The sequence below is a fragment of the Actinotalea sp. JY-7876 genome (assembly GCF_014042015.1).
Classification (GTDB): domain Bacteria; phylum Actinomycetota; class Actinomycetes; order Actinomycetales; family Cellulomonadaceae; genus Actinotalea.
The window spans coordinates 2,758,776-2,779,748 of the sequence record NZ_CP059493.1 but is presented as its reverse complement, the minus strand read 5'-3'; the positions used below and the strand labels follow the sequence as shown (position 1 = coordinate 2,779,748).

Annotated in this window: 18 protein-coding genes; 5 read left to right on the top strand and 13 right to left on the bottom strand. The window is 75.3% G+C overall.

From position 1 onward, the window contains the following. The first annotated feature begins 76 nt into the window (after positions 1-76). Positions 77-877: an exodeoxyribonuclease III gene (locus H2O74_RS12770; RefSeq protein WP_182111926.1), complete on the top strand. Its 801-nt coding sequence runs from the start codon at positions 77-79 to the stop codon at positions 875-877. Between the two features lie 12 nt (positions 878-889). Here H2O74_RS12770 and H2O74_RS12765 read toward each other — a convergent pair whose 3' ends face one another. The 10 genes from H2O74_RS12765 to H2O74_RS12720 all read right to left on the bottom strand — a co-directional run bounded on the left by H2O74_RS12765 (position 890) and on the right by H2O74_RS12720 (position 12,722). Beyond that, entirely contained in the window at positions 890-2,203 is a 1,314-nt protein-coding gene (locus H2O74_RS12765; RefSeq protein WP_182111925.1) for an ABC transporter permease, read from the bottom strand. Then, complete coding sequence (locus H2O74_RS12760) at positions 2,203-2,931, bottom strand: ABC transporter ATP-binding protein (RefSeq protein ID WP_182111924.1); 729 nt, start codon at positions 2,929-2,931, stop codon at positions 2,203-2,205. The genes H2O74_RS12765 and H2O74_RS12760 overlap by 1 nt, the downstream gene beginning before the upstream one ends. Continuing rightward, positions 2,928-4,535: a hypothetical protein gene (locus tag H2O74_RS12755; RefSeq protein WP_255491622.1), complete on the bottom strand. Its 1,608-nt coding sequence runs from the start codon at positions 4,533-4,535 to the stop codon at positions 2,928-2,930. Before H2O74_RS12755 ends, H2O74_RS12760 begins: the two co-directional genes overlap by 4 nt. 191 nt (positions 4,536-4,726) lie before the next feature. After that, entirely contained in the window at positions 4,727-5,767 is a 1,041-nt protein-coding gene (locus H2O74_RS12750) for a hypothetical protein (RefSeq protein ID WP_182111922.1), read from the bottom strand. 197 nt (positions 5,768-5,964) lie between these two features. After that, positions 5,965-7,212, bottom strand: a complete 1,248-nt coding sequence (gene galK, locus H2O74_RS12745; RefSeq protein ID WP_182111921.1) for a galactokinase — start codon at positions 7,210-7,212, stop codon at positions 5,965-5,967. Continuing rightward, entirely contained in the window at positions 7,209-8,438 is a 1,230-nt protein-coding gene (gene galT / locus H2O74_RS12740) for a galactose-1-phosphate uridylyltransferase (protein WP_182111920.1), read from the bottom strand. Before galT ends, galK begins: the two co-directional genes overlap by 4 nt. Next, the gene (locus tag H2O74_RS12735) at positions 8,435-9,340 is read right to left on the bottom strand and encodes a DeoR/GlpR family DNA-binding transcription regulator (protein ID WP_182111919.1); all 906 of its coding nucleotides are present in this window, start codon (positions 9,338-9,340) and stop codon (positions 8,435-8,437) included. Before H2O74_RS12735 ends, galT begins: the two co-directional genes overlap by 4 nt. Positions 9,341-9,720: 380 nt before the next feature. Then, entirely contained in the window at positions 9,721-10,875 is a 1,155-nt protein-coding gene (locus H2O74_RS12730; RefSeq protein ID WP_182111918.1) for an Mrp/NBP35 family ATP-binding protein, read from the bottom strand. 52 nt (positions 10,876-10,927) lie between these two features. Next, positions 10,928-11,437 (bottom strand): DUF1003 domain-containing protein, encoded by a 510-nt coding sequence (locus H2O74_RS12725; protein WP_220457963.1) that lies wholly within the window; start codon positions 11,435-11,437, stop codon positions 10,928-10,930. Next, positions 11,430-12,722 (bottom strand): magnesium transporter MgtE N-terminal domain-containing protein, encoded by a 1,293-nt coding sequence (locus H2O74_RS12720; protein WP_182111917.1) that lies wholly within the window; start codon positions 12,720-12,722, stop codon positions 11,430-11,432. Before H2O74_RS12720 ends, H2O74_RS12725 begins: the two co-directional genes overlap by 8 nt. Before the next feature lie 82 nt (positions 12,723-12,804). Between H2O74_RS12720 and H2O74_RS12715 the strand changes: the two genes are divergently transcribed. Beyond that, positions 12,805-13,488 carry a general stress protein gene (locus H2O74_RS12715; RefSeq protein ID WP_182111916.1) on the top strand — a complete coding sequence of 228 codons (684 nt, stop codon included), beginning with the start codon at positions 12,805-12,807 and terminating at the stop codon, positions 13,486-13,488. A gap of 31 nt (positions 13,489-13,519) precedes the next feature. On the opposite strand, the gene H2O74_RS12710 is transcribed toward H2O74_RS12715, so the two are convergent. After that, positions 13,520-15,118 (bottom strand): aminopeptidase P family protein, encoded by a 1,599-nt coding sequence (locus H2O74_RS12710; protein ID WP_182111915.1) that lies wholly within the window; start codon positions 15,116-15,118, stop codon positions 13,520-13,522. 68 nt (positions 15,119-15,186) lie between these two features. Here H2O74_RS12710 and H2O74_RS12705 point away from each other — a divergent pair, with 68 nt between their 5' ends. From H2O74_RS12705 to H2O74_RS12695, 3 genes are all read left to right on the top strand, one after another. Continuing rightward, the gene (locus H2O74_RS12705; protein ID WP_182111914.1) at positions 15,187-16,032 is read left to right on the top strand and encodes a PHP domain-containing protein; all 846 of its coding nucleotides are present in this window, start codon (positions 15,187-15,189) and stop codon (positions 16,030-16,032) included. Continuing rightward, on the top strand, positions 16,029-16,649 hold the full coding sequence (locus tag H2O74_RS12700; RefSeq protein ID WP_182111913.1) for a MarC family protein: 621 nt from the start codon (positions 16,029-16,031) through the stop codon (positions 16,647-16,649). Before H2O74_RS12705 ends, H2O74_RS12700 begins: the two co-directional genes overlap by 4 nt. Positions 16,650-16,864: 215 nt before the next feature. Beyond that, positions 16,865-18,277, top strand: coding sequence for an HNH endonuclease signature motif containing protein (locus H2O74_RS12695; protein WP_182111912.1), 1,413 nt, complete (start codon positions 16,865-16,867; stop codon positions 18,275-18,277). Between the two features lie 159 nt (positions 18,278-18,436). Here the strand turns inward: H2O74_RS12695 and H2O74_RS12690 are convergent, their stop codons facing one another. After that, complete coding sequence (locus H2O74_RS12690; RefSeq protein WP_182111911.1) at positions 18,437-19,045, bottom strand: hypothetical protein; 609 nt, start codon at positions 19,043-19,045, stop codon at positions 18,437-18,439. A gap of 124 nt (positions 19,046-19,169) precedes the next feature. After that, the gene (locus tag H2O74_RS12685; protein WP_182111910.1) at positions 19,170-20,954 is read right to left on the bottom strand and encodes a DEAD/DEAH box helicase; all 1,785 of its coding nucleotides are present in this window, start codon (positions 20,952-20,954) and stop codon (positions 19,170-19,172) included. Positions 20,955-20,973 lie beyond the last annotated feature (19 nt).

Below are 20,973 nucleotides of genomic sequence, written 5' to 3'. Positions count from 1 at the left end.
TGCTGCTCGCGGCGCGTGACGAGCGCCACCCCTGACGGCGCCCCGACCCGTCGGGGGCGTTTGGTTGGATGGTCCGGTGCTGAGCATCGCGACCGTCAACGTCAACGGGATCCGCGCCGCCGTGCGGCGCGGCATGGACGCGTGGCTCGCGTCCCGGCGGCCCGACGTCGTCCTGCTGCAGGAGGTCCGCGCGCCGCAGGAGTCCGTCGCGGACGCGTTCGCGCCGGGGGAGTGGGACCTCGCGCACGCGGAGTCCGAGGTCAAGGGGCGCTCCGGCGTCGCGATCGCGTCCCGGCTGCCGATGCGTGCGGTCCGGATCGGCCTCGACGGCACCCTCGACGTCCCCGGCAACACCGGGCGCTGGGTCGAGGCGGACCTCGAGCTGCCGGCGGGGCGCACGCTGACCGTCGTGTCGACGTACATCCACTCGGGCACCGTGGGCACGCCGTCGATGGCCGAGAAGTACGGCTTCCTCGAGCGGGTGACCGCGCGGCTCGCCGAGCTGCGGGCCGACGGCGGCCTCGCCGTCGTGGCGGGCGACGTGAACATCGCCCACACGGAGGCGGACATCAAGAACTGGAAGGGCAACGTCGGCAAGGCGGGCTTCCTGCCGGAGGAGCGCGCCTACCTCGACCGCTGGTTCGACGCCGGCTGGGTCGACCTGGGCCGGCGCCTGGGCGGCGACGGCCCGGGGCCGTACACGTGGTGGTCGTGGCGCGGCAAGGCGTTCGACAACGACGCCGGCTGGCGCATCGACTACCAGATCGCGTCCCCCGAGCTCGCGGCCGCCGCGGTCAAGGCCGAGGTCGACCGCGCGGCGACGTACGACGCGCGCTTCAGCGACCACGCGCCGCTGGTCGTGGGCTACGACGTCTGAGCCCCGGGGGCGTCAGCCCGTGCCGCCGCGCAGCGCGGTGATCGGCTCGATGCCGGCCGCCTTGAGCGCCGGGTAGGTGCCCGCCCCGAGCCCGATCAGGCCGCCCAGGAGCGAGGCCCCGATGGCCACGAGCGGGTCGAGGATCGGCGTCCACTCCTTGCCGAGCGAGACGGCCACGACGACGAGCACGCCGATCGCGGCGCCGATGAGGCCGCCGAGGAGGCCGATCACCATGGACTCCGCCAGGAACTGGTTGCCGATGTTGCGCTTGCTCGCCCCCAGGGCGCGGCGCAGCCCGATCTCGCCGATCCGCTCCCGGACGGAGAGCAGGGTGATGTTGGCGATGCCCAGGCCGCCGACGAGCAGGGCGACCGCGCCCAGGGCCAGGAAGATCGCGTCGATGTCCGCCTGGACGTTCTCGCGGACGGCCGACGCCGGGGGCGGCACCTGGACCTCCAGCGAGTCCGGGTTGTTGGGCGCGAGCGCCAGCGGGGCCTGGTCGCCCACGACGGGTCCGGCGCCGACGGCGATCGTCGCGTGCGCCTGCTCCAGGCCCTGCAGGCCGAAGACGGCGCGCGCGGTGCCGACGGGCAGGATCACGGCGTCCAGGAGGTCGCTGCGGCGCTTGACGTCGTCGATGATGCCGATCACGGTGAACGAGCGCTCGCCGATGAAGATGGACGGCTGACGGTCCACGCGGTGCACGCCCAGGCGGGTCGCGGCGCGCGACCCGAGCACCACGACGCGGTCGGCGCGCTCGTCGTGGCCGGCGTCGAAGTACCGACCCGTGACGACCGAGCCGCGGACGGCGTCGAGCAGGCCGGGGCTGGTGGCCCGGACCTCCGGTGACGCGAGCGTCGGCGCCGACGGGTCGTTGACCGGCACGGCGGTGATGGTCGCGCCGTCGACGTCGACCGGTGCGACGGCGCCGGCCGCCTCGACACCCGCGAGACGCCCCAGGCGGTCCTCGACGTCCCACGGGATGGTGCCCGCGGCGCGCTCACCGCCGGCGGTGCGCGCCGTCGCGGGCTCGACGACGACCTGCGTCGCGGCGACCGCGTCGAACTGGGCGGCGATCTGCCCGGCCGCGGTCTGGGCGAGGCCGACCGTCACGACCAGCGACCCGACGCCCAGCACGGTCCCGATGATCGTCAGGACGAGGCGCCCGGGGCGGGCACCGATGCCGTGGGCGGCCTCGTTGACGAGGTCGCGCAGGCCGAACCGGTCGCCCTTGGGGCCGCGCGGCACGACCGACGTCGGCCGACGGCGCCCGGCGCGGGCGAGCAGGCGCCGGGGCAGCGCCGTCAGCGGAGCGATGCCCGCCATCACGCCACCTCGGTGAGCAGGCCGTCGGCGATCCGGATGCGCCGCTGGGCGCGCGCGGAGACGCCGGGGTCGTGCGTGATGACGACGAGCGTCAGGCCGTCGGCGTGGAGCTCGTCGAACAGGTCGAGCACGCCCGCGGAGTTCTCGGAGTCGAGGTTGCCCGTCGGCTCGTCCGCCAGGAGCACCGCCGGGCCCGCGACCACCGCGCGGGCCACGGCCACCCGCTGGCGCTCGCCGCCGGACATCACCGTGGGCAGGAAGTCGAGGCGGTGGTTGAGCCCCACCCGGTCGAGCGCCGCCAGCGCGCGGTCGCGGCGCTCGGCGCGCGGGACGCCGCTGTACAGCGTGGCGAGCAGGACGTTGTCGAGCACGCTGCGGTGCGGCAGCAGGTGGAAGGACTGGAAGACGAAGCCGATGCGCCCGCCGCGCAGCGTGGCGCGGTCCTCGTCCGAGGCCTGCCCGGTGGCGAGCCCGTCCAGCAGGTAGTCGCCCTCGGTCGGCCGGTCGAGGAGGCCGAGGATGTGGAGCAGGGTCGACTTGCCGGACCCGGACGGCCCGATGATCGAGACGTAGTCGCCCCGCTGGACGCGCAGGTCGACCGACTTCAGGGCGCGGACCGGCTCGGTGCCCGGGAACGTCCGGCTCAGACCCCGGAGCTCGATGACCGGCGGCTCGACCCCGGGCTCCGGTTCGGGCGCGGTGACGTCGAACAGCTCGACGACGCTCATCCGTCGCTGCCCTCGTCCTCGGCCTCGTCCGGCGACTCGGTCTGGCCCGCGGCGGTCACGCCAACGACCACGCGGTCACCCTCCGCGAGAGTGCCGTCGATCGCGGTGACCTCGACGAAGCCCGCAGCGGCGAGTCCGGTCTGGACCGTGACGAGCGTCGACTCGTCGCCGGACAGGACCTCGACGCGCGCCTCGCCGCCGGGGCCGGCGGTCAGCGCCGCGGTCGGGACGGCGAGGACCTCGCCCTCCGTCGAGCCCACCTCGATCGTCATCCGCACGTTCGCGCCCTGGAGCTGTCCGCGCTGCTCGTCGGTCAGCGCGTCCGGCACGACGACCAGGCGCATCCGACCGTCCGCACCGGCGCCGCCGGCGCCGCCGCTCTCGCCGCCGCCCTCGCCCTCGCCCTCGTCGCCGTCCTCGCCCTCCGCGTCGGCCGGCGGTGTGCCGATCGACTGCACCGTGCCCGGGATCTCGCTGCCGTCGGGCATCGTGATCGTCGTCACCGCGCCCACGGGGACCAGCGCCGCGTCCTCGGCGGAGACGTTCCCGGCGATCTGCAGCGTCGCGCCCGACACCTTCGCCACGGGAGCACCCTCCACCGTCGCGCCCCGGCGCACGTCGACGTCGTCGACCCGGCGAGGGAGGTTGGACAGGAACACGACCTCGGCCGCGGGCAGCGGCGTGATGACGTCCTCCTGGGCCCGCGCCAGCTCCTCGCGGGCGTCGTCGAGAGCCCGCTGGGCGGAGGCGAGGGCGGCGCGCTCCTCGGCCGCGTCGGGGGCGGCGAGCCCCTCCTCGCGGGCGGCGACCGCCTGGGCGAGCATGCCCTGGGCCTCGACGACGGCCGTCGGGTCGCACGGGGACTCGGGCGTCCCGCCGCCCTCGCAGGCGGCCCGCGCCTGGTTCAGGCGGGCCTGGGCGGTGTCGGCGGCCGTGTCGAGCGCGATGCGCTCGGACCGCTTGATCCCCGCGCCCGCGGTGGCCACCGCGCGCTGCGCGGCGCCGACCTGCTCCTCGGCGGCGCGGACGCCGTCGCGGGCCGTCTCGACCGCCTCCTGCGCCTCCTCGCCCCCGGTGGGCACCTCGTACCCGGCGCGCTCGTAGAGGGCCTGGACGGCGGCGGCGGTCTGGGTGTCGTAGGCGTTCGACGCCACGTCACCCGGGTTCAGGCCGAGCGAGGCCAGCGCGGCCTTCAGCTGGAGCACGTCCGGACCGGAGACGCCGACGCGCAGCGTGCGGTACACCGGCAGGTCGCCGGGCAGGAGGATGACGGGTCGTCCGGCGATCTCGAGCATGACGTCGCCGGCGTTGAGCGTCGCACCCACGGCGGGCACCCGCCCCGTGACGACGGCGGTCCCGCCCAGGTCGCCGGCCTCGATGGTCACGTCGACCGGGTCCTCGTAGACCACGTCGCCGCGCAGGACCACGTCGTTCTCGAGCTCCTTGAGCTCGACGGGGACGGTGATCGGTCCCGGCTCGGGCGGCGCCGCGTTGGCCGCCGCGTCGGCAGGGGAGACGATCAGCTGGCTGAGCCCCAGGCCCGCACCCAGGCTGACCACCGCGGTGAGCGCCATGATCCAGATGGTCCTCGTGGACCCGCTCATCTTCGGTGCCTTCATCGCCCTGCCCCTCGTCGCTGCGCGCCGTGCGCGTCGTGTCGCGTGCTCGTCGTCCGTGTGGTGCCGGTGGCTCGTGTCGTGCCGGTGTGGTCCTCACCGGCGGGCGGGGCGCCCTCACACCCCGCCCGGCCGGTGGCCGCGCTCCGGTGCCCCTCGCCCGGGGGCCCGCAGCGGTCTCAGCGAGACGCGACGACGGCGTCCCGCCAGGCCTCGAGCTCCTGCTTGTGGGCGTCGTAGAACGCCTGCTGGTGCTCGACGTTGATCTCGGCCTGCGTCCGCAGCATGTCGACGTCCTCGCGGCAGGTGTAGTCCGCCAGAGCGGTCTTCATCTCCTCCTCGGTGATGGCGCCGAGCTGCTCCTGGACCTGCTCCTCGACCGCCGCCCAGTCCTCCTCGGTGGTGTTCTCGTCGAACGACGCGCCCGCGTACACCTCGTCGTAGACCGCGTTGACCTTGTCGTAGATCGAGGTCTCCGCGTCCGTCGGCGCCGCGAAGCCGGGGTAGCCGGCGTCAGCCATGCAGGAGGCCCACTCCGCGTTCAGCTCGACCAGCTTCGGGTCGTTCTCGATCTCCATCCACATGGCTTCCATCTCGTCCTGCAGCGCCTCGAACTCCTCGCCGCCGACGCCGTTCTCGACGTCCACCTCGTGCTGCGCACGCCCCTGGCATCCGCCGGTCTCCCAGGTCCACTCGACCGGCTCGTCGCCCGTGCTCTCGACCGGCGGGCCCCAGAGCGCCTCGTTGTACGCCTGCACCTCGGTCTCGGACATGGCGCTGACGAGCTCGTCGTTGGGGTTGACCCACTCCTCTGCCCCGGGAGCCTCGGTGCCGTCGCCGTACGGGTTCGTGGTCGCGCCGTAGCCGTACTTCTCGGCGAACTCGAGGGTGCCCCACTCGACGTCGAGCTCCTCGCCCGGGTCGAAGCCGCCGCCCTGCGTCCAGTCGACGGGGATGTACTCGAAGCCCTGCTCCGCCATGCAGGCGGCGGTGCGCTCCTCGACATCCATCATCTGCTGGTTCATGGCCTCCTCGTTGTCGCCGCGGTACATCTCCTCGTACAGCTCGTCGATCGGGCCCTTCGGCAGGTCGGACGAGGAGGAGGCCCCACCGTCGTCGTCGTTGCCGCCGCCGCCACCACCACCGCCGCACGCGGCCAGGACGAGGAGGAGGGCGGCGCCCGCGGAGGCGGTCGCCGTGCGGTGCAGGGTGCTGGTCATGGGACGCCTCTCGAGGTGCGGTCGTGGTCGTGCGGTGCGAACGTATCCAGGCGCGTGCCTCGCGCAGATCGTCCTGCGGGATGACCTTGTGCGGCACCGACTCGGACGTCCGGATGAGCAGGCGGGTGCGGGCCGGCCCGCGGGTAGCACGCCGACGGGCGGGGCGCGCCGTCGCGCCCCGCCCGTCGGCCCTGCGGTCAGTCCCGCCCGGCGGGACCGCTCGCGGTCGCGAGCAGGAAGGCCGGGGCGGTGAGCCCCTCGGCCGCGAAGGCCTGCGCGACGGCGCGCGAGACGCGGTCGACGTCGCGCGTGCGTACGAGAGCGACCGCGGAGCCGCCGAAGCCGCCGCCGACCATGCGGCCGCCCAGCGCACCGGCGGCGGTGGCGGCCTCGACGGCGACGTCGAGCTCGCGGCAGCTCACCTCGTAGTCGTCGCGCAGCGACGCGTGGGCCGCGCTCAGGACGGGGCCGACCGCGTCGACGTCGCCCGCGTCGAGGAGCCGCTCCACCTCGCGGACGCGCTCGATCTCGGTCACGACGTGCCGCACCCGCCGGCGCACGACGTCGACGTCGTCCTCGCCGGTCGACGGGTCGAGCGAGCCGAGCGCCGCGAGCGCGGCGTCCAGGTCCGTGACCTCCCGGAGCGTGGCGACACCGAGGTGGGCGGCCGCGCGCTCGCACGCCGCGCGGCGCCGCGCGTACTGGCCGTCGGCGAGCTGGTGCTCGGCGCGCGTGTCGACCACGAGCAGGGTCAGCCCGTGGCGCTCCAGGTCGAGCGGGATGTGGCGCGTCGACCCGTCGCGGCAGTCCAGCAGGAGGGCGTGACCGGCACGGCAGCGCAGCGAGGCGGCCTGGTCCATGCCGCCCGTCGGCGCGCCCGCGATGTCGTTCTCGGCCCGGATGCACGCCTCGGCCAGGGCGGCGCGGCCGGCGTCGTCGCCGCCCAGCCCGAGCCCGTGGAGGTCGTCGAGCCCGACGGCCACCGCGCACTCGAGCGCGGCGGACGAGGACATCCCGGCGCCGTACGGCACGCACGAGTCGACGACGGCGTCGAAGCCGTCGACCGCGTGGCCCGCCTCGCGCAGCGCCCACGCGACGCCGACGACGTAGGCGGCCCAGCCGGGTACCGTGCCCGGCGCGACGTCGGCCAGGTCCATCGTGACGAGCCCGCCGTCGGCCTCCTGGGCCGACGCGAGGCGCACCGTGCCCGGCGCGAGGCCGGCGTCGGCCCGGCGCCGGCGCAGCGCGACGTAGGTGCGGTGCGGCAGGGCGATCGGCAGGCAGAGCCCGCCGTTGTAGTCGGTGTGCTCGCCGATGACGTTGACCCGCCCGGGTGCGGACCACACGCCGTCGGGCGCGGCGTCGAACCGCACCGTGAACGCGTCCGTCGCGCGCACGGCGGCCTGCGCCCGGTCCCACGCGACCAGCGGCTCGACGGCGCTCACGCCGCGACCTCCTGCAGGCGCGCGGCGATCCGCTCGGGCGTCGTGTCGCTGATCCAGGCGCCGACGCCCGACTCCACGCCGGCCAGGTACTTGAGCTTGCCGGGCGCGCGGAGCACCGAGAAGACCTGCAGGTGCAGGCGTCCCAGCTCGCGGCCCTCGCCGACGACGGCCTGGTGCCAGCCCGCGATGTAGGGCAGCGGGATGGCCCGGCCCGGCTCGCCGTCGGGCGCGTCCGGCTCGACGAAGAACCGGTCGAGCCGGCGCAGCAGCTCGAGGTAGGTGACCGCGAGGTCGTCGCGCTCGGCGCCCGTGAGGCCGGGCAGGTCGAGCACGTCGCGCTTCGGTGCGAGATGCACCTCGACGGGCCAGCGCGCGGCCGCCGGCACGTACGCGACCCAGTGCTCGGACTCCAGCACGACCCGCGTGCCCGCCCGCCGCTCCGCCGCGACGACGTCGTGCAGCAGGTGGCCGCCGGTGCGCTCGCGGTACGCGGCGGCCTGGCGCAGCATCGCCTGCGTGCGCGGCGCGACGAAGGGGAACGCGTAGATCTGCCCGTGCGGGTGGGGGAGCGTCACGCCGATCTCCTGGCCGCGGTTCTCGAAGCAGAAGACCTGCTCGATGCCGGGCAGGGCGCCGAGCTCGGCGGTGCGGTCGGCCCACGCCTCGACGATGGTGCGCACCCGCCGCGGTGTCAGGTCGGCGAAGGAGCTCGTGTGGTCGGCGCTGAAGCAGACCACCTCGCAGCGTCCGGCGGCCGGGGCCGCGGGCCACAACGGCTCGCCGTCGACGTCCCAGCCGTCCGCGCGCGTCAGGCCCGGCAGCTGCATCAGCGCGGGGAAGCGGTTCTCGAACACGACCACGTCGTAGTCCGTGTCCGGCACCTCGCCGTCCGAGTAGCCGGAGCCGTCGTCGGCGGTCCGTGCCGGGCACAGCGGGCAGGCGTCGGCGGCCGGCAGGAAGGTGCGGTTCATGCGGTGCGAGGCCATCGGGACCCACTCGCCCGTCAGCGGGTCGAGGCGCATCTCGGGGCCCTGAGGGCTCCCGCCCGGCTGGGCGGGGGCGAAGCGCTCGCCCAGCGGGCGGGGGTCGTCCAGGCGCCTCGTGGCGCCGCCCGAGACGTACGGCTCGGAGTCGTCGAAGTAGAGGAACGGGCGACCGTCGGCGAGCGTCGTCGCCGTCCTGCGGACGTGCGCGCGGTGGTCGTCGGTCGGGGTGCTGCCGGTCATGACTCTCCTGGTGGGCGCGCCGGGGCCGCGGACGGGCCGGTGCTCCGGTCGGGCGGCTGGGTGGCGCGGGGGGCGTCGTCGTCGTGGCCCGAGAGCTCGCGGCCGCCGGGTCCGCCGTCGTCGTACGTGGGGGCCAGGACGAGGCGGTCCACGCGCTCGCGCAGATCCGCGGCGGCCTCGTCGGGCAGGGCGTCGTCGCACACGAGCACCGCCACCTCGGACAGGTCGGCGATCCGGCTCAGGCCGACGGCGCCCCACTTGGAGGTGTCGGCGAGCACGACGGTGCGGGCCGCGGCCCGCACGAGCGCGCGGTCCGTGTCGGCCTCGAGGAGGTTCGGCGTGGTCAGCCCGGCGTCGAGGTCGACGCCGTGGACGCCGAGGAAGGCGACGTCGACGCGGAGCGTCTCGAGCGTGCGCAGAGCGATGGGTCCCACGAGCGCGTCCGACGGCGTCCGGGTGCCGCCGGTGAGGACGACCGTGAGCTCGCGGTCGTCGGGGCGGTGCAGCGCGTCGGCCGCGGGCAGCGAGTTGGTCACCACGGTCAGGGGCCGCAGCGCCGGGCTCGCGGCGATGAGCTCGGCGAGCGCGTGCGTCGTCGTGCCGGCCGAGAGCGCGACGGCGCTCCCCGGCTCGATCTCGGCCAGGGCCGCCCGTGCGATCGCGCGCTTCTGCGAGGCGGCGAGCTCACGCTTCGCGCCGAAGGCGGGCTCGTGGGCGGCCTGGCGTGCGTCGACGGCGCCGCCGTGGACCCGGTGCACGAGCCCGCGGCGCGCGAGCTCGGCGATGTCCCGGCGGATCGTCATGTCCGACACGTCGAGGCTCGCGACGAGGTCCGCCACCCGCACCGCCCCGGCGGTGCGGACGCGGGCGAGGATCAGGTCTTGCCGCTGCTGCGCAAGCATGTGAACAGTATCGGCCACGACCAAACAGAACACAACACGCCAGGCCCGAGCCGCACGCCGAGCCGCTGAGCCCGCCGCCTCCCACCCCTGCCCGCCGCGCCCCGCCCCGCCCCGCCCCGGCCCGCAGCCTCCCACCCCGGCCCCGCCCTGCGCGGATGTTCGGACGCGCACATCCGCGCGGATGGAGGTGAACGGAACGCCTCCAAGCGCACGGATGCGCGGGTCCGAACATGTGCGCGTCGGGGTGCGCGCGACGGCGTGGGCGGCGGCGCTGGCGGCGGTCGCCGTCGGGAGGGCCGGTCGGCGGTGGTCAGGGGGCGGCGGGTCGGCGGGTGGTCAGGAGGCGGCGGGTCGGCGGCGGTCGGCGGCGGTCCGGGTGGTCAACGGGTGACGGGGGAGAGGCCGAGCGATCGGCCCGCGAGCCCGCGCGAGCGGTGGGCGAGGGCGGAGGCGATGTCGCGCAGCACGCGGGCGCCGGGCGAGTCCGGGGAGGTCAGGACGACCGGGGTCCCGGCGTCGCCCGCCGCGCGGAGCTCGAGGTCCAGCGGGACCTGGCCGAGCAGGCGCACCGGCGCACCGGTCGCGCGCGTGAGGTTGTCCGCGACGGACTGCCCGCCGCCGGCGCCGAAGACCTCGACGCGCGTGCCGTCCGGCTGCTCGAGCCAGGACATGTTCTCGACGACGCCGACCAGCTGCTGGCGCGTCTGGAGCGCGATCGAGCCGGCGCGCTCAGCCACCTCGGCGGCGGCGGGCTGCGGCGTCGTGACGACGACGAGCTCGCTGGTCGGCAGCAGCTGCGCGACGGAGATCGCGATGTCACCGGTCCCCGGGGGGAGGTCCAGCAGGAGCACGTCCAGGTCGCCCCAGAAGACGTCGGCGAGGAACTGCTGCAGCGCGCGGTGGAGCATCGGCCCGCGCCACACCACGGGCTGGCCCGCCGGCACGAACATGCCGATCGAGATCACCTTCACGCCGTGCGCGACCGGCGGCAGGATCATGTCGTCGACCTTGGTCGGTGCCTGCGTGACGCCGAGCATCGCCGGGATCGAGAACCCGTAGACGTCCGCGTCGACGACGCCGACCTTGAGGCCCTGCTGCGCCATGGCGACCGCGAGGTTCGCGGTGACCGAGGACTTGCCCACGCCGCCCTTGCCGGACGCGATCGCGTAGACCCGCGTGAGGCTGTCCGGCTGGGCGAACGGGATGACCGGCTCGGCCGCGCCGCCGCGGAGCATGGAGCGCAGCTCGGCCCGCTGCTCCGCGCTCATCACGCCCAGATCCACCGTCACGGACGAGACCCCCTCGAGCGCCTGGACGGTGGCGGTCACGTCACGCGTGATGGTGTCGCGCATCGGGCACCCGGCGGTCGTGAGGTCCACGCCGACGACGACGGCGGCCGCGCCGTCCGCGGCGGGCGACAGCTCCACCGAGCGCACCATCCCGAGCTCGGTGATCGGGCGTCGGATCTCGGGGTCGATGACGCCGGCCAGAGCTGCGGTGACGGACTCGACGGTGGGAGCAGGCATGCCGTCCATCGTAGGTCGGAGCGCGTGCGCCCCGGGACGTCGCGGGCGGGCCGCCCGCGGCTCAGCGGCCGTCGGCCGGGACGTCCTCGGCGGGGTGCTCGCGGGCCTCGCGCTGCTCCTGCATCTCCTCGAGCAGGTTGCGCAGCTCGGAGCGGACGAAGTCGCGCGTCGCGACCTCGCCGAGCGCGATGCGCAGCGCCGCCATCTCGCGTGCCAGGTACTCGGTGTCGGCCAGCGAGCGCTCGGACCGCTGCCGGTCGTGCTCCAGCGCCACCCGGTCGCGGTCGTCCTGGCGGTTCTGCGCCAGCAGGATGAGCGGCGCCGCGTAGGAGGCCTGCACCGAGAAGAAGAGGTTGAGCAGGATGAACGGGTACGGGTCCCACTGCAGGCCCCACAGGGCCAAGACGTTCGTCGCGACCCACAGGATCACGAACACGGTCATGTAGACGAGGAAGCGTCCCGTCCCCATGAACCGGGCGAACCTCTCCGCGAGGCGCCCGACGGTGTCGGGGTCCATGGTCGGCCGCAGCGAGCGGCGCGGGATCTTCGGGGTGTCGAGCCGCTCAGCCACGCCCCGCCTCCCGCTGCTCGGTCATCGCCCGGTCGGTCTCCTCGGCATCGTTCTCGCGCCAGTCCTGCGGCAACAGGTGGTCCAGCACGTCGTCGACGCTGACGGCGCCGAGCAGCCGGCGCTCGTCGTCCACGACCGGCAGCGCGAGCAGGTTGTACGTCGCGAGCAGGCGCGTGAGCTGGCTCAGCGGCGCGTCCACGCCCACCCGCTCGATCTCCGCGTCGAGCAGGCCCCCGATGGGGTCGTGCGGCGCCTCGCGCAGGAGCCGCTGCAGGTGCACGACGCCGAGGAAGCGCCCCGTCGGCGTCTCGAGCGGCGGGCGGACGACGAAGACCATGGACGCCAGCGCGGGCGTGAGGTCCCGCCGGCGCACGTGGGCGAGCGCCGCGGCGATCGTCGTCTCGGGGCCGAGGACGACGGGCTCGGTGGTCATGAGACCGCCCGCGGTGTCGTCCTCGTAGGCGAGCAGGCGCCGCACGTCGCGGGCCTCCTCGGGCTCCATGAGCTCGAGGAGCTCCGTGGCCTGCTCCACGGGCAGCTCGCTGAGCAGGTCGGCCGCGTCGTCCGGCTGCATGACGTCCAGGACGTCGGCGGCCCGGCCGAGGCTCAGGGCCGACAGGATCGCGACCTGGTCGTCCTCCGGCAGCTCCTCGAGGACGTCCGCGAGCCGCTCGTCGTCGAGGGCCGCCGCGACCTCCATCCGGCGCACGGACCCGAGCGTGTGCATGACGTCGGCGAGGTCGGCGGGCTTGAGGTCCTCGTAGGAGGCCAGGAGCAGGTCGGCGCGCTGGGCGCCGCGCGGCGCGAGCGAGCGGACGTCGCCGACGTCGACCAGGAGGGTCTCGCCGCGCCGCCGGATGAGGGCGCCCTTGCCCGGGGGCTGGCGCCGGACGAACAGCTTGGTCAGGTGCCAGTCCCGCGAGCGCTGCTGCTCGATGGCGCAGTCCACCACGGTGGCCGAGCCGGAGCCGTCCGCCAGGTCCACGTGCCGGTCCAGCAGCTCGCCGATGACCAGGGTCTCGAACGGGCGCTGCTCGAAGCGCCGCAGGTTGAGCAGGCCGGTGATGATCACCTGACCGGAGTCGATGCTGGTGACGCGCGTGAGCGGCAGGAAGACGCGGCGGCGACCCGGCACCTCGACCACCAGGCCGACCGCGCGCGGCGCGCCCTTCGCGGCGAGCAGCACGACGACGTCGCGCACGCGCCCGACCTGGTCCCCGATCGGGTCGAAGACGCTGGTGCCGGCGAGGCGCGCGACGAAGACCCGGGTCACGGCGCTGCTCACGCCGTCAGACTAGTGGCCGGGGCCGCCGCGGGCCGGGGCGCGCCCCCTGGCCGTGCGACGCCTCCTGGGCGAGAATCGGCCCATGACGATGAACGGGACGTCCAGGGTGCCCGGTGTGCCGACGCTGCCCAAGGGGGAGCAGGTCGCGCGCTACCCGACCTACCTCGAGGCGCAGCGCGCCGTCGACCACCTCTCGGACAAGGAGTTCCCCGTCCAGAACGTCACGATCGTCGGGACGGACCTGCAGATGGTGGAGCGCGTGACGGGGCGCCTGACGTACCCGCGCGTCGCGCTCGCCGGCCTGGCGTCGGGCGCCTGGTTCGGCCTCTTCGTCGGCCTGCTGCTCTCGTTCTTCGCCAGCCCCGAGGGGGCCGTGCTCCCGCTGTTCCCGGCCATCGCGATCGGTGCCGCCTTCGGCATCCTCTTCTCGGTCATCTCCTACGCCCTCACGGGCGGCAAGCGCGACTTCACCTCGTCGAGCCAGATCGTCGCGTCGTCCTACTCGCTCCTGTGCGCGGGCGAGCAGGCGCACCGGGCGCGCGCCCTGCTCGGCGAGATCGGGGCGACCGTCGCCGGGGGCGTGCCGGGCGTGCCGCAGCAGGCGCCGGTCACCGCGCCGCCGCAGGCCCCGTACCCGCAGGCCGTCCCGCCGCAGACCCAGGTCCCGCCGCAGGCCGCGCCTCAGGACCCCTACCCGCCCCAGCAGCCGGCGCCGGGGCAGGCGCCCTACCCGCCCCAGCAGCCGCCCGCCGGCCCGCAGTCCTGATCCGGTCCTGATCCGGTCCTGATCCGGGCGGTCAGGCCTCGATCAGGCTCCGCATCCACGCCTCGACGTCGTCGGGACGCCGCGGCAGGGCCGCCGAGAGGTTCTCGTTGCCGTCGGCGGTGATGAGCACGTCGTCCTCGATGCGCACGCCGATGCCCCGCAGCTCCTCCGGCACGGCCAGGTCGTCCGCCTTGAAGTACAGGCCCGGCTCGATCGTGAACACCATGCCGGGCTCGAGGACCGCGTCGAGGTAGAGCTCGCGGCGTGCCTGGGCGCAGTCGTGCACGTCGAGGCCGAGGTGGTGGCTCGTGCCGTGCACCATCCAGCGGCGGTGGAACTGGCCCTCGGGCGCGAGCGACTCCTCGACAGTCCCCGGCAGCAGGCCCCACTCGCCGAGGCGTGCTGCGATCACCTCCATCGCGGCCGCGTGCACGTCGCGGAACCGGCTGCCCGGCCGCGCGACGGCGAAGGCGGCGTCGGCCGTGTCGAGGACCGCCTGGTAGACGCGGCGCTGGACGTCGGTGAAGGTGCCGTCGACCGGCAGCGTGCGCGTGATGTCGGCCGTGTAGAGCGAGTCGACCTCCACACCGGCGTCCACGAGGACCATCTCCCCCCGGCGGACGCGGCCGTCGTTGCGGATCCAGTGCAGCGTCGTCGCGTGGTCGCCCGCGGCGGCGATCGTCTCGTACCCGACCGTGTTCCCCGCCTCGCGCGCGTGGCCGTCGAACGTCGCCTCGATGACGCGCTCGCCCCGCGCGTGCCCCACGGCCCGACCCAGGTTCCGCACGACGCGCGCGAACCCCTCGATCGTCGCCGCGACCGCCGCGCGCATCTGCTCGACCTCGTACTCGTCCTTGAGCAGGCGCAGCTCGCTCAGGGCCTCCGCCAGCTCGGCGTCGAGGGCGTCGCGGTCGTCCGCCGCATGCTCGCGCACCCCGTCCACCAGCGCGGTCACGGCGTCGTCGGCGCCGGGCACCACGCGCACGCGCACGCCGTCCTCGCCGACGTCCTTGGCCAGAGCGGCGGCGAGCTCGTCGAGGTTCGCCGTCGTCAGGCCGGTGAGGACCGCGAGGTCGGACAGGGAGGGGCGGGCGCCGACCCAGAACTCGCCGTAGCGGGAGTCGGCGAAGAACTCCTGCGTGTCGCGCCCGGACGCCGGGCGGAAGTAGAGGACCGCCTCGTGGCCGGCGTCGACCGGGTGCAGCACGAGCACGGCGTCGGGCTCCTGGTCCGTGCCCAGCCCCGTGAGGTGCGCGAAGGCGGAGTGCGGCCGGAAGCGGTAGTCCGTGTCGTTGGAGCGCGTCTTCAGCGGGCCGGCGGGCACGACGAGGCGCTCGCCCGGGAAGAGCGCCGAGATCGCGGCGCGGCGTGCCGCGGCCCACGAGGCCGACGGCAGCGGTCCGGCGGGGCCTTCCGGGCGGTCCGCCCACCGGTCGGCGACGAACGCGAGGAACGCCTCCGACGTCGGGCGCTGCGACCGGTTGGAGCCGCGGTCGGCGAGGGGCTGCTCGGTCGTCCCGGGCTCCGCGGCAGGGTCGGGCGACGTCGCCGTCGGCGGCGCGGGAGCGAGCGCCCCGGCGGCCGCCGGGTCGGACGCGCTGTGCTGGTCGGTGCGGTGCTGGTCTGCCATGCACCCATGCTCGCACTGCCGGGACCCTCGGCGGCAGGTGCGGTCCCGCGCGCACCTATCCTTGTCCGGTGCGCATCGACCTCCACACCCACTCGGTGGCGTCGGACGGTACGGACGCACCGGGCGAGCTCGTCGCGGCGGCGGCCGCGGCCGGGCTCGACGTCGTCGCGCTGACGGACCACGACACGACCCGCGGGTGGGCCGAGGCCGAGGCCGCGGTGCCGCGCCACGGGGTCGCCCTGGTCCGCGGGGCGGAGGTCTCGTGCCTCGTCGACGGCCGGATGAGCGTCCACCTCCTGAGCTACCTGCACGACCCCACCCACCCCGGCCTCCTCGCGGAGGCGGAGCGCACGCGCGAGGCGCGGCTCCAGCGGGCCCGGGCGATGGTGGACCTGATCGCGGCGGACCTCGACCTCACCTGGGACGACGTCGAGGCCCAGACCGTGCCGGGCACGACCGTCGGCCGTCCCCACATCGCCGACGCGCTCGCCGCCAAGGGGCACGTGCCCGACCGCTCGGCCGCGTTCGCCACGGTGCTCGCCGTCGGCTCGCCCTACTACGTGCCGCACTACGCGCCCGACGCGGAGACGGCCGTGCGTCTCGTGCGCGCCGCGGGCGGCGTCCCCGTGCTGGCCCACCCCGGCGCCCACGTGCGCGGTCGCATCCTCAGCGACGACGCGATCGGTCGGCTCGTCGATGCCGGTCTGCTCGGGCTCGAGGTCGACCACCGGGACCACGACGAGTCCCAGCGGCGTCGGCTCGCCGGGATCGCGGCCGACGCCGGTCTGCTGGTCACGGGGTCGAGCGACTACCACGGGGCCGGGAAGCCGAACCTCCTCGGGGAGTTCACGACGTCGCCCGAGGTGCTCGAGGCGATCGAGGCCCGCGGTCTGCTGCCCGTGGTCCGCCCGTGAGCGCCGTCGTCGACGGGCAGCTGCTCGCCTCGGCGTTCATCACCCTCTTCGTCATCATGGACCCGCCCGGCACCGTGCCGATCTTCCTCGGGCTCACCGGGACGATGACCCGGCACCAGCGGAACCGGGCGGCCCGGCAGGCGATCCTCGTCGCGTTCGGCGTCATCGTCTCGTTCGCGCTGTTCGGCCAGCAGCTCCTCGCCTACATGCACATCTCGCTGCCCGCGCTGCAGGCGTCCGGCGGGCTGCTGCTGCTCCTCGTGGCCATGGAGCTCCTCACGGGCAAGTCCGAGGAGCCGCAGCCCTCCGGCAACCAGGGCGTCAACGTCGCGCTCGTGCCGCTCGGCACCCCCCTGCTCGCCGGCCCCGGCGCGATCGTCGCGACCATGGTCTTCGTCCAGGGGGCGCGCGAGCCGGCGGACTGGGTGGCGATCGGGCTCGCCGTCGTCGGCGTCCACGTGTGCCTGTGGCTCTCGATGCGCTTCGCGGGCGTCATCCAGCGAGTCCTCAAGGACAGCGGGGTCACGCTCGTGACCCGGATCGCCGGTCTGCTGCTCGCGGCGATCGCCGTGCAGCTCATGGCCGACGCGATCCGCGCGTTCGTCGAAGCGGGGTAAGGGCTCGGTCGGGGTTCGGGCGTGGTGCCTGGTTCGGGCGTCGTGCGTCGTTCGCGCGGCGCGGGCAGGTGACGCGGATCGGCCGCTGCCCGGCGGTGCCACCGGCGCGGGGTCGTGTCGGTGGTCGCCCGTAGTGTGCCGGTATGTCCAGGTCGCGGGTTGTCGGTGGTGCGGCCGGTGCGCCGCGCCCCGGTGGTGCCGGTGGTGGCCGCGAGGTGGATCCGCAGGTGGAGGCGTGGGTGTGGGCGGTGTGTCACGCGGTCGCGGCGGAGCTCGCCGAGGCGGCGCCGGGCGTGGGGTTGGCCGAGCGGTTGGCGGGGTTGGAGCCGGCCGACGTCGACGAGGCGGGCCTGGTGGAGGCGCTCGCCGCGTGGGAGCGGGTGGTCTCGTGGGCGGTCGCCGGGCAGGCTCGGGTGATCGCCGAGCTGGCCTCACGTGAGCGCGGTGCGCGCGGGGAGTTCCTGGCCGAGGAGGTCGCGGTGGCGTTGTCGGTGACGCGCCGCGTCGCGGAGGAGAAGGTCGCCTTGGCCGTGGGCCTGGGCCGGATCCCCGCGGCCGCGGACGCGCTGGCGGGTGGCCAGGTCGACGTGCGGCGGGCGACGGTGCTGTGCGAGGAGCTCGCGCACGTGCCCGACGAGGTGGCGCAGGACGTGGCCGCGGCGGTGCTGCCCGGTGCGGGCTCGTGCACCGCCCCGCAGCTGCGGGGCCGGCTGCGGCGCCTGGAGCTGTGCCGCGATCCCGACGGTGCGCACAAGCGCCATGTCCGGGCGCGCGAGCAGCGGCGAGTCGAGCTGCACCCGGCGCCGGATGCGATGGCGTGGTTGAGCGCGTACCTGCCCGCCGACGAGGCGGTGGCGATCCACACCGGCCTGACCGCCCTGGCGGGGGACGCGTCGCCGGGCGATGCGCGGACGCTGGACCAGCGCCGCGCCGACGCGCTGGTGGACGTGACCACGCGCTGGTTGGACGCCGGGGTCCACCCCGACGGGACGCCGTTGCCGGTGCGGCAGGGTCGCCGCCCCCACCTGGCGGTGACCGCCTCGGCGGCCACGCTGCTGGGGCTCAGCCACGAGCCGGGCGAGCTCGCCGGGTACGGGCCGATCCCACCGCAGATGGCCCGGCGGATCGCCGCCCGCTCGACGTGGGAGCCGTTGCTGACCGACGCGTGGAGCGGTGCGCCGCTGGCCCGTTCGACGCGCCGCTACACCCCGACCCAGGCGCAACGCGACGTGGTGGTGCTGCGGGATGTGACGTGCACCTTCCCTGGGTGCCGGATGCCCGCCGCGCGCTGCGATATCGACCATGTTGTGCCCTACCGCCCCGACGACGAGCAGCGGGGGACGGGTGAGGCGCCCGATCCGGGCGTTGGTCCGGACCCGCAGGCTCGCGAGGGTGAACGCGACCAGACCAGCGTGGCGAACCTGCAGGCCTTGTGCCGCCACCACCACCGGGCCAAGACCCACGCCGGGTGGACACCGCACCGCGAGGCCGACGGCACGACCCTGTGGCGCTCACCCACCGGCCGGATCTACCCCCGCGCGCCCGAGCACGCACCGCCACCGGTCCCACCGCGACCACCCAGCGATTACGACGAGCGCATCGACCTCTACCCACCCCCACCCTTCTGAGCAGCACCCTCTGAGCAGCGGGGTATCGGCTCGCGGCACGACCTGGCGGCGGCCCAGCGGTGCGCAGGGACGCCGGAGTGGTGCGCGGGGAGCCGCGAAGACGCCGGAGCGGTGCGAGGCGGGCCGGAGTCGTGGGCGGGGATGGGTCCGCGCGCTGGTTCAGGCCGGCGGGAGGCGTACCCCGGCGTGCCGGAGCTCCAGGGCGGCGAGCGCGCGGACGACGGTCTCGTCGCCGCGGCGCCAGTCGCCGGCGGGGTCGTCGCTCACCCGGCTCAGCGTCGTCAGGGGAGCGCGGGCGAGCGCACGCAGGGCGAACAGGTCGAGGTCGGTCCCGGCGGCGACGAGGCGACGCGCGCTCGCCGAGCGACGGGCGAAGCGGACGCGGAGCGCGACCCACGTGCCGGCCACGAGGAGCACCGGCCACAGCGCGACCGACCACCCGGCGAGGACCGCGGCCTGCGCGACGCCCTCCTGCAGGTCGACGCCCGCCTGCGTCAGCGTGCCGGCGGCGTCCCCGGCGGCGTCGAGCGGGGCGCGGAGCTCGTCACCGATCAGCGGCACCTCGGCGACGCCGTCGCCCGCCCCCCGCAGACCCTGCTCGAGCGACGTCCCGGCATCCGCCATGGTCCGGCCGGGCGCCGCCAGCGCCGCCACGAGGTCGTGGACGACCACGCCCGCCCAGATCCAGGCGGCCACCCAGGCGACCACCGCCGCGTCACCGATCAGCTGTCGCGTGCGTCGGGCCGGGTGCTCCGCGTAGAGGCTCATGCCCCGATCCTGCCGGGAACCGGCGCGGTCAGGTGACCGACGGCGCCGTGGAGCGCGCCGGCAGTACGGCCCGGGACGACGAGACCCCCGAGCCTCGCGGCCCGGGGGTCTGGTCGATCGGTGCTCAGCCCTCGCTGGGGCCGGCTGCGCTCGTCGTCGCCTCGGAGCCGGTCCCCGGGCGCCCGCCGCGCGTCCGACGGCGGTTGCGGGAGCGCTTGCGCGCTGCCTCGCCGCCCTCGCTCGGGGCACCGCCGCCGGCCTCGGTCACGTCGGCGGCTGCGCCGTCCGTGCGCGGGGCGTGCTCGCGCGCGCCGCGCGCCTCGCCACGCCGTCCGCCGCGCTCACCGCGCTCGCCGCGCTCACCGCCGCGTTCCCCGCGCTCGCCGGAGCGCTCGCCGCGACCGCCGTCGCGCCGCTCACCGCGACCGCCGTCACCGCGACCGCCACGCAGGCCGTCGCCTCGACCGGCGTCGGGCCGGCCGCCGCTCTTCGCCTGGCGCTTGCCGGTCTCGCCGAGGTCCTCGAGCACCTCGGCGTCGAGGCCGGCGCGCGTCTGGGCGGCCTTGGGCAGGCGCCCCTTCGTGCCCTCGGGGATGTCGAGGGTGGTGTAGAGGTGCGGCGAGCTGGAGTACGTCTCGACCGGCTCGGGGTAGCCGAGGTCGAGCGCCCGGTCGATGAGGCCCCAGCGCGGGACGTCGTCCCAGTCGACGAACGTCACCGCGGTGCCGGTGCGCCCGGCGCGGCCCGTGCGGCCGGTGCGGTGCAGGTAGGTCTTCTCGTCCTCGGGGCACTGGTAGTTGATGACGTGCGTGACGTCGTCGACGTCGATGCCGCGCGCGGCGACGTCCGTCGCGACCAGGACGTCGATCTTGCCGGAGCGGAACGCGCGCAGCGCCTGCTCACGCGCGCCCTGGCCCAGGTCGCCGTGGATCGCCCCGGCGGCGAAGCCGCGCTCGGCGAGGTCGTCCGCGACCTTGGCGGCCGTCCGCTTGGTGCGTGCGAAGACGATGGTCAGGCCGCGGCCGCGGGCCTGGAGGATCCGCGCGAGCACCTCGACCTTGTCCAGTGCGTGCGCCCGGTAGACGACCTGCTTGATCGCCTTGAGCGTCGCGCCGCCGTCGTCGGGGTCCTGCGCGCGGATGTGGGTCGGCTGCGTCATGTACCGGCGCGCCATCGCGACGACCGCACCGGGCATCGTGGCCGAGAACAGCATGGTGTGGCGCGACGCCGGCGTGCGCGTGAGCAGCTTCTCGACGTCGGGCAGGAAGCCGAGGTCGAGCATCTCGTCGGCCTCGTCCAGCACCACGGTGCGCACCCGGGTGAGGTCCAGGATCCCCTGGTTCATCAGGTCGATCATGCGTCCCGGCGTGCCGACGACGACCTCGACGCCGCGCGAGAGCGCCTCGACCTGCGGCTCGTAGGCCCGGCCGCCGTAGAGCAGGACCACGCGGACCTTGCGGTGCTTCGACGCCGTCTGCAGGTCTCCGGCGACCTGCCCCGCGAGCTCGCGCGTCGGCACGATGACGAGCGCCTGCGGCTTGCCCGGGGCGGGGAGCTGCTCGAAGCCCTCCTCGCCGGGGGCGACGACGTGCTCGAGCAGGGGGAGTCCGAAGCCGAGGGTCTTGCCGGTACCCGTCTTGGCCTGGCCGATGATGTCGTGCCGCGACAGGGCGACCGGCAGGGTCATCGCCTGGATCGGGAACGGGTGCGTGATGCCGGCGTCGGCGAGCGCGCGGACGATGTCCTCGCGGATCCCGAACTCGGCGAAGGAGGGGTTCTGCGTGCTCTGCACGCTCTGGCTCGTCGTGCCCTGGCCCTGGCCCTGGACCTGGTCCTGGTCCTGGACCGAGGCGGCGTCGGCCGCCTCGGGCTGCTCGGGCACGAACGGCTCGGTGGTGCTCGTCGTCATGGTTCTCCGGTGGTCGGCC